The sequence below is a fragment of the Streptomyces sp. NPDC001851 genome (assembly GCF_040297165.1).
GTDB lineage: Bacteria > Actinomycetota > Actinomycetes > Streptomycetales > Streptomycetaceae > Streptomyces.
On the sequence record NZ_JBEOYR010000034.1, the window covers coordinates 30,074 to 47,013 of the forward strand.

Here is a 16,940-nt window from a genome sequence, read left to right on the forward strand (position 1 = left end):
GCCGGACAGGGGGCGTTTCGCGGGCGGTTCACGCGATGGTGTGATCATGTGCCGTGCGCCGGATGCGTGTGGGGGGCCACGGGTAGGGCCCCGGCCATGACGCAGCCGTTCGAACTCCCGCACTTCTACATGCCGTATCCCGCGCGGCTCAACCCGCACCTCGACGAGGCGCGCGCCCACTGCACCGGGTGGGCGCGCGAGATGGGCATGCTGGAAGGCTCCGGGATCTGGGAGCAGGCCGACCTGGAGGCGCACGACTACGGACTCCTGTGCGCCTACACCCACCCGGACTGCGACGGACCGGCCCTCTCGCTGATCACCGACTGGTACGTGTGGGTGTTCTTCTTCGACGACCACTTCCTCGACATGTACAAGCGCACCCAGGACCGCGCCGCCGGGAAGGCCCATCTGGACCGCCTGCCGCTGTTCATGCCGCTCGACCTGTCGACTCCCGTGCCCGAGCCGGGGAATCCCGTCGAGGCGGGCCTGAAGGACCTGTGGGCACGCACGGTGCCGACCATGTCCGTGGACTGGCGCCGCCGCTTCTCCACGGCCACCGAGCACCTGCTCAACGAGTCGATGTGGGAGCTGTCGAACATCAACGAGGGGCGGATCGCCAACCCCGTCGAGTACATCGAGATGCGCCGCAAGGTGGGCGGCGCCCCCTGGTCGGCCGGGCTCGTGGAGTACGCGACCGCGGAGGTGCCGGCCGCCGTCGCCGGGACCCGGCCGCTGCGGGTCCTCATGGAGACGTTCGCCGACGCCGTCCACCTGCGCAACGACCTCTTCTCCTACCAGCGCGAGGTCGAGGACGAGGGCGAGAACAGCAACGGCGTGCTGGTCCTGGAGACCTTCTTCGGCTGTACGACCCAGCAGGCCGCCGAGACCGTCAACGACATCCTCACCTCGCGCCTGCACCAGTTCGAGCACACCGCGCTCACCGAAGTCCCCGCCGTCGCCCTGGAGAAGGGCCTCACGCCCGCGGAGGCCGCCGCGATCGCCGCCTACACCAAGGGACTCCAGGACTGGCAGTCCGGCGGGCACGAATGGCACATGCGCTCCAGCCGCTACATGAACAAGGGCGCGCGCCCCGGCTCGCCCTGGCAGCTCCCGAGCGGCCCGGGCACCTCGGCCGCCGACGTCGGCGCGCTCCTCGCCACGGCCGCCCGGGAACGCCTGCGCGCCTACACCCACGTGCCCTACCAGAAGGTCGGCCCCTCCCTGCTGCCCGAGTTCCACATGCCCTACCGGCTGGAGCTGAGCCCCCACCTCGACGCCGCCCGCCGCCATCTCGTCGCCTGGTCGCACCGCATGGGCATCCTGGAGGAAGGCGTCTGGGACGAGGACAGACTCGCCGCCTCGGACCTCGCGCTGTGCTCCGCCGGCCTCGACCCGGACGCCACCCCCGAGGCCCTCGACCTCAGCGCCCAGTGGCTCGCCTGGGGGACGTACGGCGACGACTACTACCCACTGGTGTACGGCCGCCGCCGGGACCTGGCCGGTGCCCGCCTGGCCACGGCCCGGCTGTCGCAGTGCATGCCCGTCGAGGGCGAGCCGGCCCTCGTCCCGGCCGACGCGATGGAGCGGGGGCTCACCGACCTGTGGGCGCGTACGACGGCCGGTATGACCGCCGACGAGCGGCGCACCCTGAAGGCCTCCGTGGACATGATGACCGAGAGCTGGGTGTGGGAGCTGTCCAACCAGCTCCAGAACCGCATCCCCGACCCGGTCGACTACCTGGAGATGCGGCGCGCCACCTTCGGCTCCGACCTCACCCTGAGCCTGTGCCGGATGGGCCACGGCCCCGCCGTCCCGCCGGAGGTGTACCGCAGTGGTCCGGTGCGCGCGCTGGAGAACGCCGCCACCGACTACGCCTGTCTGCTCAACGACATCTTCTCGTACCAGAAGGAGATCGAGTACGAGGGCGAGATCCACAACGCCGTCCTGGTGGTGCAGAACTTCTTCGGTGTCGACTATCCGACGGCGCTCGGTGTCGTACACGACCTGACGACCCAGCGCATGCAGCAGTTCGAACATGTCATCGCGCACGAACTGCCCGTGCTGTACGACGACTTCGCACTGCCTGAGCAGGCGCGTGCCGCCATGGACGGCTATGTGCTCGATCTGCAGAACTGGCTGGCCGGGATCCTCAACTGGCACCGCGAGGCCGACCGCTACAAGGCCGAGTGGCTGGGCCGCCGGTCGCACGGCTTCCTGCCCGACCGCGCACCCGCCGTACCCGCCCTGTCGCCCGGTCCGGCCCTGGCGCTCCGCTGACGGTCGCGGAATCTTCGCGTACGGAAGCGGGCATTCTGGGAACTTCGGTGAGACCTCGGGAGTCTTGTGAAGTAAGGGGAACAACAGACCACGAACACACGGGGGTGTTCGACCTTGACCGAGACCGTCGACAGGCTCACCGAGGAGACGGCGGGGAAGCAGGCGCCGGCGGCGGACGAACTGGTGCCCTACCTGGCGCCGTTGACCGTCCCGCCCGTCCTGCGGCCCGCCACGGGCGACGTCCTGCGCGAGACCGAGATCGCGGTGCGCCCGACCTGGGTGCGCCTCCACCCGCAACTGCCGCCGACCCTGATGTGGGGGTACGGCGGACAGGTGCCCGGCCCGACCATCGAGGTGCGGCGCGGACAGCGCGTCCGCATCGCCTGGACCAACCGGGTCCCGAAGGACGGCGAGTATCCGGTCACCTCCGTCGAGGTGCCCGCCCGCGCGCCCGGCACCCCGCCCGCCTCCACCGAGCCGGGCCGCGAGGGCGTCGAGCCGAACAAGGACGTCGCCGCCCTGCCCGCCTGGACGGTGACCCATCTGCACGGCGCCCGGACCGGCGGCGGCAACGACGGCTGGGCGGACAACGCCGTCGGATACGGCGACGCCCAGCTGTCCGAGTATCCGAACGACCACCAGGCGGTGCAGTGGTGGTACCACGACCACGCCATGAACATCACCCGGTGGAACGTGATGACGGGCCTGTACGGCACCTACCTCGTCCGTGACGACGAGGAGGACGCCCTTCACCTGCCGTCCGGGGAGCGGGAGATCCCGCTGCTGATCGCCGACCGCAATCTCGACACCGACGAGGACGGCCGCCTCAACGGCCGGCTGCTGCACAAGACGGTGGTCGTCCAGCAGAGCAACCCGGAGACCGGGAAGCCCGTCTCCATACCCTTCACCGGCCCGTACACCACGGTCAACGGCCGCATCTGGCCGTACACCGAGGTGGACGCGGCGTGGTACCGCTTCCGGCTGGTCAACGCGTCGAACGCGCGCATCTTCGAACTCGTCCTGACCGACGAGGACGGCGATCCGGTGCCGGGGGTCGTGCACCAGACAGGCAGCGACGGCGGACTGCTGCCGCGCCCCGTGCCGATCGACTTCGACGGGGACCTGCCCACGCTGACCGCCGCGCCGGCCGAGCGCTTCGACCTGCTGGTCGACTTCCGCGCGCTGGCGGGCCGGACCCTGCGGCTGGTGAACAAGGGCCGCAACCAGCCGGCGGGCGTGCCCGACCCGGCCGGTGACGTGCGCTACCCGGCGGTGCTGGAGTTCCGCGTCCGCGAGACGTGCGAGGAGGACACCTTCGAACTGCCCGAGGTGCTCTCCGGCTCCTTCCGCCGCCTCACCCACGACCTCCCGCACGGCCACCGGCTGGTCCTGCTCACCCCGCCCGCCACCAAGGGCGCCGGCGGCCACCCGGAGATCTGGGAGATGACCGAGGCCGAGGACCCGAGCGGCCTCACGCTCCCGGCCGACGGCATCGTCCAGGTCACCGGGCCCGACGGCACCACGAAGACGTACCGGCGCACCTCCCGGACGTTCAACGACGCCCTCGGCTTCACCATCGCCGAGGGCGGCTACGAGCAGTGGAGCTTCCTCAACCTCGCGCCCATCGTCCACCCGATGCACATCCATCTGGCCGACTTCCAGCTGCTCGGCCGCGACGCGTACGACGTCTCGGGCTTCGACCCGGCCGTCGGCGGCACCCGCACCCCGCTGCGGTACGACACCGGCCGGTCGATCCCGCTCGCACCCAACGAACGGGGCCACAAGGACGTCTTCCGGGTGCCCGGGAGCCAGATGCTGCGGGTCATGGGCCGCTTCGACGGGGCGTACGGCCGGTTCATGTACCACTGCCATCTGCTGGAGCACGAGGACATGGGCATGATGCGGCCCTTCGTCGTGATGCCGCCCGAGGCGATGACGTTCGACCACGGCGGCGCCCACGGCGGCCACGGCGAGGGCCACCCGGGCTGATCCACGGCGCCCCGGCACCGGCGGCCACGGTCGCCGACGGCCCCTGGGACAAGGATCCGGTGGCCGTCGGGGCGGCCCGGGGGCGCGACGAGCCGAGTGGCTGCGGCGCGGGGTCCACGGGGTCGTCGTCCGGCGGTCCGGGGCCGTCCACGGCGGAAGTCCCCGGGGAGCGGCGGCGGGGTGGTGGTGCGGAAGCCGGTGGGCGCGGTGTGAGGACTGCGGGGTCCCAGGGGTAATGGCTACCCTCCGCCACCCTCCGGCCAGTCTCACTCGTTCGTGTCTCGTCGCGGCCCGCCGCCCCGGGTAGAGCACCAGCCGGAGGCGAGCGAATCATGGAACACACTGCGTTGCGTCCCAAGCCGATGCCCGGTCAGGATCCGCGGCGGGGCGGCACCCCCGCCCCGGCCCACCGCCCGCACGCCGCCCGCCGGCGCGGACGGCGGCTGCGGACCGTGCTGTTCGGCCTGTGCACCGGCACCCTGCTGGTGCTGTCCGGCGTCGGCATCGGCACGGTCGGGGCCACCGTGATCGGCCTGAGCAGGCTCGCGGAGCTGCAGCGCCAGACCCCGCCGGCCAAGCCGTCGGCCCGGCCCACCCCCGCCACCACCCCGACCCCCGCTCCGGCCGCCGCACCCAGGGCGACCCTGGGCGTCGAGGCCGTCGACGCGGAGAAGGCGGGCGCCCTGGTCGTGGGTGTGCACGTGCCCGGCCCCGGCTATGCGGCCGGCCTGATCCGCGGGGACGTCCTGCTGCAGTTCGGCTCCGCCCGCGTGGACACCGCCGCCGACCTCGCCCGGGCCGTCGCCCGTGCCCGGCCCGGCAAACCGGTGCTCCTCACCGTGCGTCACGCCGGAGGGGGCTACCAGCAGTTGACGGTCCTGCCGGGGCTGGCGATCTGAGCGGGGCCGACGTCGGCCCCCACCTCACGCCCTCTCGCTCACCCCGGGAATCTCGCTGGTCACCATCCGCACCCCGCGCCATGATGGCCCCATGCCGAGTCCCTGCCACTCCCAGCGTGGCCCGCGTGGAACACCGGCGATCGGCTCGCGTGACCCTGTCCGGCCGGGCAGGATGCTGCCCGAGACGCCCTCGCCCGTTTTCCCACCCGCGCCCGGAGGCCCGGATGACCGGTAGTACGCCCGCGCCCTTCACCGCCGCCGACTACGGGGCCCGCATGGAGCGCGCCGCGCGCTCCGCGGCCGACGCCGGCCTCGCGGGGCTGCTCGTCGCACCGGGGCCGGACATGGTCTGGCTCACCGGCTACACACCCACCGCCGTCACCGAACGGCTCACCGTGCTGGTCCTCGCCCCCGGCCGGGATCCCGTGCTCGTCGTGCCGACCCTGGAGGCCCCGGACGCCGAGCACGCGGTCGGCGCGTCCGCGCTCACCCTGCGCGACTGGACCGACGGCAAGGATCCCTACGCCGTCACCGCGGCGCTCCTCGACGGCCACGGCCGGTTCGGCATCAGCGACAACACCTGGGCCATGCACCTGCTGGGCCTGCAGCGGGCCCTGCCCGACACCTCCTACGCCTCTCTCACCGACGCCCTCCCCATGCTGCGCGCCGTCAAGGACGCCGCGGAACTGGACCTCCTCGCCGCCGCCGGAGCGGCTGCCGACGCAACGTTCGAGGAGATCCGCAAAGTTCCCTTCGCCGGCCGCCGAGAGTCCGAGGTCGGCCGCGACCTCGCCGGCCTGCTGCGCCGCTTCGGGCACGAACAGGTCGACTTCACCATCGTCGGCTCGGGCCCCAACGGCGCCAACCCGCACCACGAGGTCGGCGACCGCGTCGTCCGGCACGGCGACATGGTCGTGCTGGACTTCGGCGGCCTGAAGGACGGCTACGGCTCCGACACCACCCGCACGGTCCACGTCGGCGAGCCCACCGAGGAGGAGCGCCGGGTGCACGACATCGTGCGCGAGGCCCAGGAGGCGGGCTACCAGGCCGTACGGCCCGGTGTGGCCTGCCAGGAGGTCGACCGGGCCGCCCGCGCGGTGATCACCGACGCCGGGTACGGCGCGTACTTCGTCCACCGCACCGGACACGGCATCGGCGTGACCACGCACGAACCGCCGTACATGATCGAGGGTGAGGAACAGCCCCTCGTGCCCGGCATGTGCTTCTCCGTGGAGCCCGGCATCTACCTCCCCGGCCGTTTCGGGGTGCGCATCGAGGACATCGTCACGGTGACCGAGGACGGCGGGCGCCGCCTCAACAACACCACGCGTGACATGGTCATAGTGGACTGAGGGACCACGGAGCGACCCAGGAGACTCACCCTCGACGACATCCAGGAACGGCGACGCGCGACCCATGACCCAGGCACCGACACCCACCGCGGACACCGTCCGCAGACTGGTCCGTTCGCTGCTCAAGGAGGGCGGCGACGGCACCGGGGGACCCGATGTGCGGCCCGTGACGGAGGGCCGCGCGTACACGTGGTGGGTCGGCACCCGCCATGTGCTGCGGCTCGCGCCCGACCGCGAGTCCTCGGCCGCCCGCCGCCGGGAACTGCGCCTGCGCGACCTGGTCCGCCCGCACGTGCCCGTCGCCGTCCCCACCAGCGTCGCGCACGGCGACTGGGCGCCCGGCCTCGCCTACACCCTGGACACCAAGGTGCCCGGTGGCACGGCCGACGAGCACGACGTCTCCGCCGTCGGCGAGGCCGACCTCGCCGGGCTGCTCGCAGGGCTGCGCGCGGTGCCCGTACGGCAGGCCGAGACGCTCGGCGTGTCGCGCAGCGCCCCGCGCTCCCTGGAGGCGCTGCGCCGCATGGCCGTACACGCCGCCGAGAGGCTCGCCGCGGCCGACGAGTTCGACGCCGCCCGGCTGCACCAGCTGACCCCGCCCGGCGCGGCCCAGCTCGCCGCGCAGCCAGCCACCGCCGTCCTCACCCACCACGGTCTGACCGGCGAGCACGTGGTGGTCAGCGCCGACGGGCGGGTCCGCGGCATCCTGGACTGGACCCAGGCGGCCTGGGGCGACCCGGCCGAGGACATCGCCGGGCTCGCCGTCGCCGTCGGCTCCCCGGCGGCCGTCCGCGCCGCCACCCTGGCCGGCTACGGCGCCCGCCCCTGTCTGCGCGGCCTGTGGCTCGCCCGCTGCGACACGGTCATGCGACTCGCCGCCCACCTGGAAGGCCGTGCGGTGGGCTCCCTCCCCCTGCTCCGCACCCAGCTGCGGCGGGCCTGGGAGCCGATCCTCCTGGAGCGGTTGTCGGACTTCAAGGAGGACGAGCCGGAGCCGTAGCGCGCCCCGAAGGGGCGCGGGACCGTATCGACATGCGGCTCCGCCGCGTGGCCGTGCGGTGGGCGGGCTCCCTACGGCTGCGACAGGACCACGCACGACTCCCCGGGGAGGTGGAGCAGCCCGTCCGGTCCCGGCAGCCGCACCGGCTCCCAGGCCGCCAGGACCACCGCCGGGCGGGTGCCCAGGGGGATGGCCGCCGGTTCCTCGCCGAGGTTCACCGCCACGCGGACGTCACCACGCCGGAAGGCCAGCCAGCGGGCCTGCTCGTCGTACGCCGCCTTCGTGTCGGCCAGGTCGGGGTCGGTGAGGTCGGGCTGGTCGCGGCGCAGCGCGATCAGCTGCCGGTACCAGGCGAGCACGCGCGCGTGGGGCTCGCGCTCCGGCTCCGACCAGTCGAGGCAGGACCGCTCCCGGGTCGCCGGGTCCTGCGGGTCCGGTACGTCCTCCTCGGCCCAGCCGTGTGCCGCGAACTCCCGCCGCCGGCCCCGCCGTACCGCCTCGGCCAGCTCCGGATCGGTGTGGTCGGTGAAGAACTGCCAGGGCGTGCCCGCCGCCCACTCCTCGCCCATGAACAGCATCGGCGTGAACGGCGAGGTCAGCGTCAGCGTCGCCGCGCAGGCCAGCAGCCCGGGGGAGAGGCGGGCGGAGAGGCGGTCGCCCTGGGCGCGGTTGCCGACCTGGTCGTGGGTCTGGCTGTAGCCGAGCAGCCGGTGCCCGGCCACCCGCGCACGGTCCAGCGGGCGGCCGTGGTGCCGGCCCCGGAACGACGAGTACGTGCCGTCGTGGAAGTAGCCGCCGGTGAGCGTCTTGGCGAGCGCGGCGAACGGGGCCCGGGCGAAGTCGGCGTAGTAGCCCTGGGACTCGCCGGTCAGCGCGGTGTGCAGGGCGTGGTGGAAGTCGTCGTTCCACTGTGCGTGCAGCCCGAGGCCGTGCTCCGCGCGCGGGGTGATGTACCGCGGGTCGTTCAGGTCCGACTCGGCGATCAGGAACAGCGGCCGGCCCAGCTCCTCGGCGAGGCCGTCCACGGCCGCCGACAGCTCCTCCAGGAAGTGGCACGCGCGCGTGTCGTACAACGCGTGCACCGCGTCCAGCCGCAGCCCGTCGATCCGGTAGTCCCGCAGCCACGCCAGCGCGCTGCCGACGAGGAACGCGCGCACCTCGTCCGAACCCGGCGCGTCCAGGTTCACCGCCGAGCCCCACGGCGTGTGGTGCGTGTCCGTGAAGTACGGCCCGAAAGCGGGCAGATGGTTGCCCGACGGGCCCAAGTGGTTGTGCACGACGTCCAGGACGACACCGAGTCCGAGTTCGTGCGCCCGGTCAACGAAGCGTTTCAGCGCCTCGGGACCGCCGTACGGCTCGTGCACCGCCCACAGCGACACCCCCTCGTAACCCCACCCGTGGCGCCCGGGGAACGGACACAACGGCATCAACTCGACATGGGTCACGCCCAGTTCCACCAGATGCTCCAGCCGGGCAGCCGCCGCGTCGAGCGTGCCCTCGGGGGTGTACGTGCCCACGTGCAGCTCGTACAGCACGGCACCCGGAAGCCCGCGCCCCGCCCACCGCGCACGCCACGCGTGGCGCCCGTGGTCCACGACCGCGCTCAGCCCGTCCGGGCCGTCCGGCTGGCGGCGCGAGCGCGGATCGGGCCGCACGGGTCCGTCGTCCAGCGCGAAGCCGTACCGGGTCCCGTCACCGGCCTCCGCCTCCCCCGTCCACCAGCCCGCGCGGCCGGGATCGCGCGTCAACGCGCGCGTACCCCCCTCGCAATGGAGCGTCACTCGGCCTGCCTGCGGTGCCCACACCTCGAACTGCACGGACGGTTCCCCTTCGTCTGTGATGTCTCGCCTGCTCACCGTGATGTCCCGGGTCCCCATCGTGCCCGCCCGGACGATCAATCCGCTCTCGAATTCGCCCCTTCCCGGTGGGTGTCGTGGAAGTACGCGCAGACCGGCGCCGATTCCCCGTTTCCTGGACACCCGGGGACCACTGCCCGACAATCACCTGCGTGACGTCGTCCTTCGAGTTCTCCACCTATCCCGCGCGGCCCTCCGACGAGGAGCGCGACAAGGCGCTGCGGGTGCTGCGTGACGGCGTCGCCCTGGGCCGGCTCTCGCACGACACGTTCGTACGCCGCATGGAGCTGGCGCTGGCCGCCCGCCATGCCGACGAACTGGCCGCCCTGGTCGCCGATCTGCCCCGCGAGAACCGTTTCTCCCGCGCGGTCCTCGGCACCGTCGAGGCCGTCTCCGGGTTCACCGTACGGCTGCGCCGCGCCTGGCAGGCAGAGCGGCTGCCCAAGCTGCTGCTGCCGCACCCCGCGCACGCCCACCCGCTGCGCATCGGCCGCGATCCCGCGTGCGGCCTGCGCCTGAACCACGAGACCGTCTCCCGTGTGCACGCCGAACTCAGCCATCAGGCGGGCCTGTGGGTCCTCAGGGACCTCGGCTCCACCAACGGCACCACCGTCAACGGCCGCCGGCTGATCGGCTCGGTCGTCGTCCGCGCGGGCGACCAGGTCGCCTTCGGCCGGACGGCGTTCCGGCTCGCCACGAGCTGAGCGGCGACGGCCCGCCGTGCGCGAACCGGCGCACGCTCACGCGCGCGTGCCCTCCCAATCGGGTGAGCCGGGCTGCGGAACGAGCGCCGGCGTGCCGATGCAAGGGGCATGACGTACATCACCAGAGTCACAGCGGCTGCCGGCGCCCTGCTGGCGGCCGCCGGCCTGCTCGCCGCGGCCCCGGCCCAGGCGGCACCCCGCGGCACGTTCCCCCTGACCGACAACTGGCTCTATCTCACCGTCACCCCCGGTGAGACCGTCCAGTCCGGCGACAAGCACGGCACCCTGCTGCTGTGCGACCCGCTGCCCCTGGGGTACGCGCGCGCGGCCGAGGCCTGTGCCGAACTCGCTGCCGCCGAGGGGGACATCGCCCGCATCCCGAAGAAGAAGGTCGTCTGCCCGATGATCTACGCTCCCGTGACCGTGCACGCGCACGGGGAGTGGAACGGACGTCCGGTCGACTACCAGGAGACCTACTCCAGCAAGTGCGTCATGGAGGCACGGACGGGAGCGGTGTTCGCCGTGGAGCACTGAGCCGGGCCGGCGGGAGGCGTGACACGGGCGGCGCGGGGCGGTGCGGGCGGCCTCACAGCACCCGCTCACGGGCCTGCTGTGCCGCCACGAGCACCGTCCGGGACTGGTGCTCCACCTGGTGCTCCAACGGCACCCAGCGGGCCCGGAAACGCGCCGCGAAGGCATCGCACCAGGCGGTGACGAGCTGTTCCAGCCGCGGCGCCGCCCGGTCGTCCGTCTCCCGCAGCACCCTCAGCAGCATCGCCGCCGCGCGCAGCGGCAGCCGCCGCCCGAAGGCGTCCACGCTGCCGACGTACGCCATCGTCGTACCGGCCGGCGGGGTGTGGATCCAGTCCTCGGCCAGGCCCGGGATCAGCTCCAGCGCCCAGCGCGCCGCCCGCAGCAGCGGACCGTCGGCGCCGTCGAGGCGGGGCAGCGCCTCGACGAGGATCCGCTCCACTTCCAGCGAGTCCCGCAGCAGCCGCCGCGCCAGGCGCCGCATCGCCGCCGCCGGAGCCGGGTGCGGCGCCGGATCGTCCACCAGGTCGCTGGCCCACATCGGCACCTCCACCACGGCCGTCAGACCGCCGTAGCGGTGCACGTGGTACCAGGTGCTGTGCCGTGCGTCGTCCGGCATGCTCGGGTAGGCGGCGCCCGTGTCCGGGCCGGGCATGACGTGCACCCCGGGGCCGGAGGCCGGCCATCCGGCGGCGTCCGAGGCGCCCGTCTCCACCGGGATGTGCAGTTGCGCCGCCGACTTGGCGAACGGCTCGGCGAGCCCCGGCACGTCCCTGGTCAGCTGCACCCAGCTGCCGCCCAGGTCGGTGCCGTGCAGGGTCACCTGCAGGTAGGGCCGCAGGTCGTCGATCACCCCGGTCAGCGCCCGGGTCTCGGGCGGCAGCCGGTCCGGCGGCAGCACGGACGGCGACCACTCCGGCTGCTCGGCGCCCGTGGGCCGGTAGAAGCCGAGGTGGTAGTCGAGCAGGCTGCGCGGCGCCGGTGTCACATGCAGGCTCGCACCGTCCGGATCCGCGCACAGCAGGAAGTGCCAGGACGTGTCCGCCCGCAGCTCCCGCTCGGCCAGCACTCGTTCGGCAAGCACCCGCAGGGTGGAGCCCCCGGTCGGCTCGTTGGCATGGGCGCCGGCGACCACCAGCACCGCCCGCCGGGCATGCCCCACCGACAGCAGGTGCAGGGGTCTTCCCGCGCGCGAGACGCCCACCTGCCTGAGCGAGCACAGCCCGGGTTCCCGAGCGGCCAACGCCTGTGCGGAGGCGGTCAGTTCGGGAACGCTGGGATAGCGCAGCTCCGGCAGAAGACTCACCCCCGACTTGTTCCGCCCGGCTTCGCCCTCCAAGTCCCGCACGTGACGGGTGAACTGTCAAGAATGCTGCGGGGGAGGCTACCGGGGGCGCCCGGACTCGGGCGCGGGGGCGCGGCGCGGGCGGTGCGTGCCGCGCGCTCACTGCTGGTGCAGGCCGCGTCCCGCGAGGGTCAGGAACACCTCGCCCACCGCCTCCGACAGCGTCGGGTGCGCGTGCACGTGCCGGGCCACGTCCGAGGGCTCGGCGTCCCAGCCGACGATCAGCTGGCTCTCGGCGATCATCTCCGAGACGTTCGGGCCGACCAGGTGCACCCCGAGCACCTGCCCGCCGCCGGCCTCGGCGACGACCTTCACCATGCCGCCCTGGCCGTGCACCATGCCCTTGGCGACGGCCGTCAGCGGCATGGTGTTGACCTCCACCTCGCGCCCACGCGCGTGTGCCTCGGTCTCGGTCAGCCCCACCGAGGCCGTCTGCGGCGAGGAGTACGTCACCCGGGGCACGGCCGCGTAGTCCACCGGGGCCGACGGCAGCCCCGCCAGCGTCTCGGCGACGAGCAGGGCCTCCGCGAACGAGGCGTGGGCGAGGCCCGGAGAGGGCGGCGGGAGCAGGTCCCCGACGACATGGATGCCGGGTACGGCCGTCTCCAGCCGGTTCCAGTCCGCCGGTACGACGAACCCCCGCTCGTCCGTCGTCAGGCCGGCCGCGTCCAGGCCCAGGCCCTCGGTGACCGGCGCCCGGCCGACGGCCACCAGCAGCCGCTCCGCCTCCACCGTCTGCACCTCGCCGCGGGCGGTGCGCACCCGCGCGCGTACGCCGTTGTCCAGCACCTCCGCGTCCAGCAGCCGGGCGCCCGCCCGCACATCGATCCCGCGCTTCTTCAGGCCGCGCGTCAGATGCCGGCTCACATCGGCGTCCTCCAGCGGCACGATCCGCTCCGCGGCCTCCACCAGAGTGACCTGAGCGCCCATGGACCGGTGGAAGGAGGCGTACTCCACACCGATCGCGCCCCCGCCCAGCACCAGGACGGACGCCGGCAGCCCCGGCGCGAACAGCGCGTCGTCGCTGGTCACCACGCGCCGCCCGTCGGGCACGAGCCCCGGGAGCAGGCGCGGGCGCGAGCCGGTGGCGAGGACGATCCCGCGGCGCGCGGTGACATCGTGCACGCCGGGCGCGGATTGCTGCTGCGCGCCGGGCGCGCCTCCGTCGTGCACGCCCTCCACGCGCACCGTGCGCGGCCCCGTCAGCCGCGCGCTGCCCCGCACCACCCGCACACCGGCGTGTGCCAGATGCGCCTCGACCCCCTTGTGGTTGCGCGCCACGATGTCGTCCCGTGTGGCTACCAGCGCCGCCCAGTCGACCGAGTCCAGCGTGGCCTTCACACCCCACCGCTCGCGCGCCTCGGCGATGCCGTCGACCAGTTCGGCGGCGTGCAGCATCGCCTTGCTCGGTATGCAGCCCCGGTGCAGACAGGTCCCGCCGACCTTGTCGCGTTCGACGAGGACGACGTCCAGTCCGAGGGCGGCGGCGCGCAGGGCGGTGCCGTAGCCGCCCGTGCCGCCGCCGATGACGATGACATCCGGTGTGTTGATGGTCATGGCATCCACTCTCCGTCCGCCCCTTGTCATGAGTCCAAGGCAATGTTGTTGTGGATGTCATGCAGGATGTTCATGGGAGGCGGGGGAGTTGAGCCTGCGGCAGATGGAGTACTTCGTGACGGTCGTCCAGGAGGCGTCCTTCACCCGTGCGGCGGAGACCCTGCACGTCACGCAGCCCGCGCTCTCGCACCAGATCAAGGCCCTGGAGAAATCGGTCGGGGGCGCCCTGCTGGAGCGCATGGCCCGCGGCGTGCGCCTCACCCCCATGGGGCGCGCGTTCCTGCCGCACGCCGAACTCGCCGTCCGCAGCGCCGCACAGGCCCGCCGGGCGGCGCGTGCCACCGCCGGCGCCGAGGGCGGCGAACTGCACATCGCCACCTTGCACTCCCTCGCCGTGGGTGTCCTGCCCGACGTCTTCGCCCGCTGGCGCACGGCCCGCCCCCGGGTCCTGCTGCGCCTGCACGAGTACGCCACCACCGAGGCGCTCGAAGAGGCCGTGCAGCGGGGCACCGCCGACCTCGCGTTCGGGCCGGAGCCCGCCGACCCGCCCGGCACCGTCGTACCGGTCGGCGAGGAGGAACTCGTCCTGGTGGTCCCGTTCGACGACCGGCTCGCGGGCCGTACGACGGTGACGTTGCCGGAACTCGCCGGCCGCGCCTGGATCCGCTGCGCCATGGAGCCCGTCGTGCACGGCGCACGCTTCCTCGACTGGGCGTGCGCGCGGGCCGGGTTCACGCCGCTGACCGCCGTGTGGACCGAGCACACCTCGACAGCCGTGCGCATGGCCGCGGCCGGCGTCGGGGTGTGCGTCGCACCCGCCCACATCGTGCGCGGTGCCGTCGGTGAGGACTGCACGGTCCTCAGCCCCGACCCGGCCTGGAAGCGCCCCCTGGCGGTCTACGCGCGCGTGCCGCCCGCCGGGGCCGCCGAGGCCTTCGTGGACCTCCTGTGCACCACCTGGTCCGCTCTCGGTGACCTGCCGCCACGGTCGTACGAGGACTGCCGGCCGGCCGCGGTGCCGGTCCGCTGAGCCGTCTCACTGCTCCGCGACCCGCTCCAGCAGCACCACCGGCAGCCGGGCGAAGAGGTCCGCCACGCGCGCGTGCCCCGTGAACTCCCGTCCCTCGGTCAGCACGTCGGCCCACCGGCCCGGAGGCAGCGTCAGCCGGGTGTCCCGCCAGCCGCCGGTCTCCGCGAGCCGCAGCGACAGCCGGGTCACCGCCGTGACCGCCTCGCCGGAGCGTGCGAACGCCACACAGTGCTCGGCCGCCGGGCCCTCGGCGGTCAGCGGTTCGTACGACGCGGCCCGGCCGAAGGCGTCCGGACGCCGCGCGCGCAGCCGCAGGGCCGCCGCCGTCAGCGCGTCCTTCTCACCGGGCGTCTCGGCCGGGAACGGCACCGGACGCCGGTTGTCCGGGTCCACCAGCGCCCGGTACTCGCCCTCCGTGCCCTGGTACACGTCCGGCACCCCCGGCATCGTCAGATGGACCAGCGCGGTGCCGAGCACATTGGCCCGGACGTGCGGGTCCAGCGCCTTGCGGAACGCGGCCACGCGCTCGCCGGGCGCCCCGCACGGCCCGGCGGCGACGAACGCGGCCACCGCCTCCTCGTACGGCGGCTCCTGCTCCGTCCAGCTGGTGTACATGCCCGCCTCGCGCACGTGCTTCAGCAGTGCCCGCTGCACCCGCTCCTCCTCGGCGGCCCCCAGCCCGAACACCGTCTGCCAGGCCGCCCAGGCCAGCTGCCCGTCCGGCACGCCCACGCCCTCCGGGAGACGGTTCACCTCGGCCAGCAGCTCCGCCCACCGGCCGGGGCACTCGGTGAGCACGGCCAGCGCGGCCCGCACGTCGGCGCTGCGCTTGGTGTCGTGCGTGGAGACCACCGTGCCGGTGACCGGCCAGTCGCGCTGCACGCGCGCGCAGTACGCGTGGAAGTCCTCCGGGGACACCCCCGGCCGGCCCGGATCGCCGCCCACCTCGGTCGCCGACAGCAGCGGCACATAGCGGTAGAACGCCGTGTCCTCGACCGACTTGGCGCGCAGAGCGGAGGCGGTCTGCGCGAACCGGGTGCGGAACTCCACCCGGTCGGCGTGGTCCGGCGCGAACGGGTCACCGGGCGGCTCCACCAGCAGCCGGCGCACGATCCCGACGGCCTCCGCCTCCTCGGGCACCACGAACGCGAGCCGGGCCTCCTCCGCGGCCTCCTCGGTGACGACGGCGGAGGCGTCCTCGGAGGCGTACGGCCGGTACACCCGCATGCGGACGAGCAGCTCCTCCACGGCCGTGCGCAGCGCCCAGGGCGCCCGGTCGCGCAGGTCCAGGTCCGGCGAGGTGGCGCACAGCCGGGTGGCGACCCGGGTGAGCCGGTCGGTCTCGGCGGCCAGCTCGTGCGTGAGCACCTTGTAGGCGGCCCGCCGTACCGTCGCCTCCCAGTTGCCGCCCCGGTCCGTCTGCGGGGCCGCGAACGCGCGGTAGCGGCCCAGCAGTTCGTACGCCCCCGTCTGGTCGGTGAACAGGCCGTCGACCTGGCGCAGGGCGTCGTAGCCGGTGGTGCCCGCGACGGGCCAGGCGGACGGCAGCCGCTCGCCGTCGGCGAGGATCTTCTCCACCACCGTCCAGCGCCCGCCGGTCGCCTCGTGCAGCCGCGCGAGATAGCCGTCGGGGTCGGCGAGCCCGTCGGGATGGTCGACGCGCAGCCCGTCGATCACGCCCTCGTCGAGCAGCTGCAGGATCTTGGCGTGGGTGGCGTCGAACACCTCCGGATCCTCCACCCGCAGCCCGATCAGCTCCGAGATGCTGAAGAACCGCCGGTAGTTCAGCTCGGTACGGGCCAGCCGCCACCACACCGGGCGGTACCACTGGGCGTCCAGCAGCTCCGGCAGCGGCAGCTCCGCGGTGCCCGCCCGCAGCGGGAAGGCGTGCTCGTGGTAGCGCAGCACATCGCCGTCGACCACGAGGTGCTGCAGCTGGGAGCCGACCGGACCGCCGAGCACCGGCAGCAGCACCCGCCCGCCCTGCGCCTCCCAGTCGATGTCGAACCAGCGCCCGTACGGCGAACCGGGGCCCTCGCGCAGCACCTCCCACAGGGCGTGGTTGTGGCGGGGGGCCATGGCCATGTGGTTCGGCACGATGTCCACCACCAGGCCGAGTCCGTGCTCCCGCGCGGTCCGCGACAGCGACCGCAGGCCCTCCTCGCCGCCCAGTTCCTCGCGCACGCGCGCGTGGTCCACCACGTCATAGCCGTGCGGGGAGCCGGGCACGGCCTCCAGGACGGGGGACAGGTGCAGGTGCGAGACGCCGAGCGACGCCAGGTACGGTACGGCCGCGGCAGCGGCGGCGAACGGGAACGCGGGCTGGAGTTGCAGCCGGTAGGTGGCCGTGGGCACCTCCGGTCCGGGGCGCGCAGAAGTCATGGAAACCTCCGTACCCAG

At 73.7% G+C, this 16,940-nt stretch carries 12 protein-coding genes; 8 read left to right on the forward strand and 4 right to left on the reverse strand.

What is annotated here, in order from left to right; genetic code table 11:
* Positions 1-96 precede the first annotated feature (96 nt).
* From cyc2 to ABT171_RS35950, 5 genes are all read left to right on the forward strand, one after another.
* Positions 97-2,277 (forward strand): germacradienol/geosmin synthase Cyc2, encoded by a 2,181-nt coding sequence (cyc2, locus tag ABT171_RS35930; protein ID WP_351250606.1) that lies wholly within the window; start codon positions 97-99, stop codon positions 2,275-2,277.
* A gap of 114 nt (positions 2,278-2,391) precedes the next feature.
* Entirely contained in the window at positions 2,392-4,266 is a 1,875-nt protein-coding gene (phsA, locus tag ABT171_RS35935) for an O-aminophenol oxidase PhsA (RefSeq protein ID WP_351250607.1), read from the forward strand.
* Positions 4,267-4,598: 332 nt separating this feature from the next.
* Positions 4,599-5,165: a PDZ domain-containing protein gene (locus ABT171_RS35940; protein ID WP_351250608.1), complete on the forward strand. Its 567-nt coding sequence runs from the start codon at positions 4,599-4,601 to the stop codon at positions 5,163-5,165.
* 224 nt (positions 5,166-5,389) lie between these two features.
* A complete protein-coding gene (locus tag ABT171_RS35945) occupies positions 5,390-6,517 on the forward strand; it encodes an aminopeptidase P family protein (protein WP_351250609.1) in 1,128 nt (375 codons plus the stop codon).
* Positions 6,518-6,581: 64 nt separating this feature from the next.
* A complete protein-coding gene (locus ABT171_RS35950) occupies positions 6,582-7,517 on the forward strand; it encodes a phosphotransferase family protein (RefSeq protein ID WP_351250610.1) in 936 nt (311 codons plus the stop codon).
* 71 nt (positions 7,518-7,588) lie between these two features.
* On the opposite strand, the gene treZ is transcribed toward ABT171_RS35950, so the two are convergent.
* Entirely contained in the window at positions 7,589-9,334 is a 1,746-nt protein-coding gene (gene treZ, locus ABT171_RS35955; protein WP_351250611.1) for a malto-oligosyltrehalose trehalohydrolase, read from the reverse strand.
* A 191-nt stretch (positions 9,335-9,525) separates the two neighbouring features.
* Here treZ and ABT171_RS35960 point away from each other — a divergent pair, with 191 nt between their 5' ends.
* Together ABT171_RS35960 and ABT171_RS35965 are read left to right on the forward strand one after the other, a co-directional pair.
* Positions 9,526-10,077, forward strand: a complete 552-nt coding sequence (locus tag ABT171_RS35960; RefSeq protein WP_351250612.1) for an FHA domain-containing protein — start codon at positions 9,526-9,528, stop codon at positions 10,075-10,077.
* 108 nt (positions 10,078-10,185) lie between these two features.
* Positions 10,186-10,611, forward strand: a complete 426-nt coding sequence (locus ABT171_RS35965; RefSeq protein WP_351250613.1) for an SSI family serine proteinase inhibitor — start codon at positions 10,186-10,188, stop codon at positions 10,609-10,611.
* 52 nt (positions 10,612-10,663) lie between these two features.
* On the opposite strand, the gene ABT171_RS35970 is transcribed toward ABT171_RS35965, so the two are convergent.
* Positions 10,664-11,914 (reverse strand): M14 family zinc carboxypeptidase, encoded by a 1,251-nt coding sequence (locus ABT171_RS35970; protein ID WP_351250614.1) that lies wholly within the window; start codon positions 11,912-11,914, stop codon positions 10,664-10,666.
* A 138-nt stretch (positions 11,915-12,052) separates the two neighbouring features.
* Positions 12,053-13,510 (reverse strand): dihydrolipoyl dehydrogenase, encoded by a 1,458-nt coding sequence (gene lpdA / locus ABT171_RS35975; RefSeq protein WP_351250615.1) that lies wholly within the window; start codon positions 13,508-13,510, stop codon positions 12,053-12,055.
* Between the two features lie 88 nt (positions 13,511-13,598).
* Here lpdA and ABT171_RS35980 point away from each other — a divergent pair, with 88 nt between their 5' ends.
* Positions 13,599-14,540 carry a LysR family transcriptional regulator gene (locus ABT171_RS35980; protein WP_351250616.1) on the forward strand — a complete coding sequence of 314 codons (942 nt, stop codon included), beginning with the start codon at positions 13,599-13,601 and terminating at the stop codon, positions 14,538-14,540.
* Between the two features lie 6 nt (positions 14,541-14,546).
* Here ABT171_RS35980 and treY read toward each other — a convergent pair whose 3' ends face one another.
* Positions 14,547-16,922, reverse strand: coding sequence for a malto-oligosyltrehalose synthase (treY, locus tag ABT171_RS35985; protein ID WP_351250617.1), 2,376 nt, complete (start codon positions 16,920-16,922; stop codon positions 14,547-14,549).
* Positions 16,923-16,940: the final 18 nt, after the last annotated feature.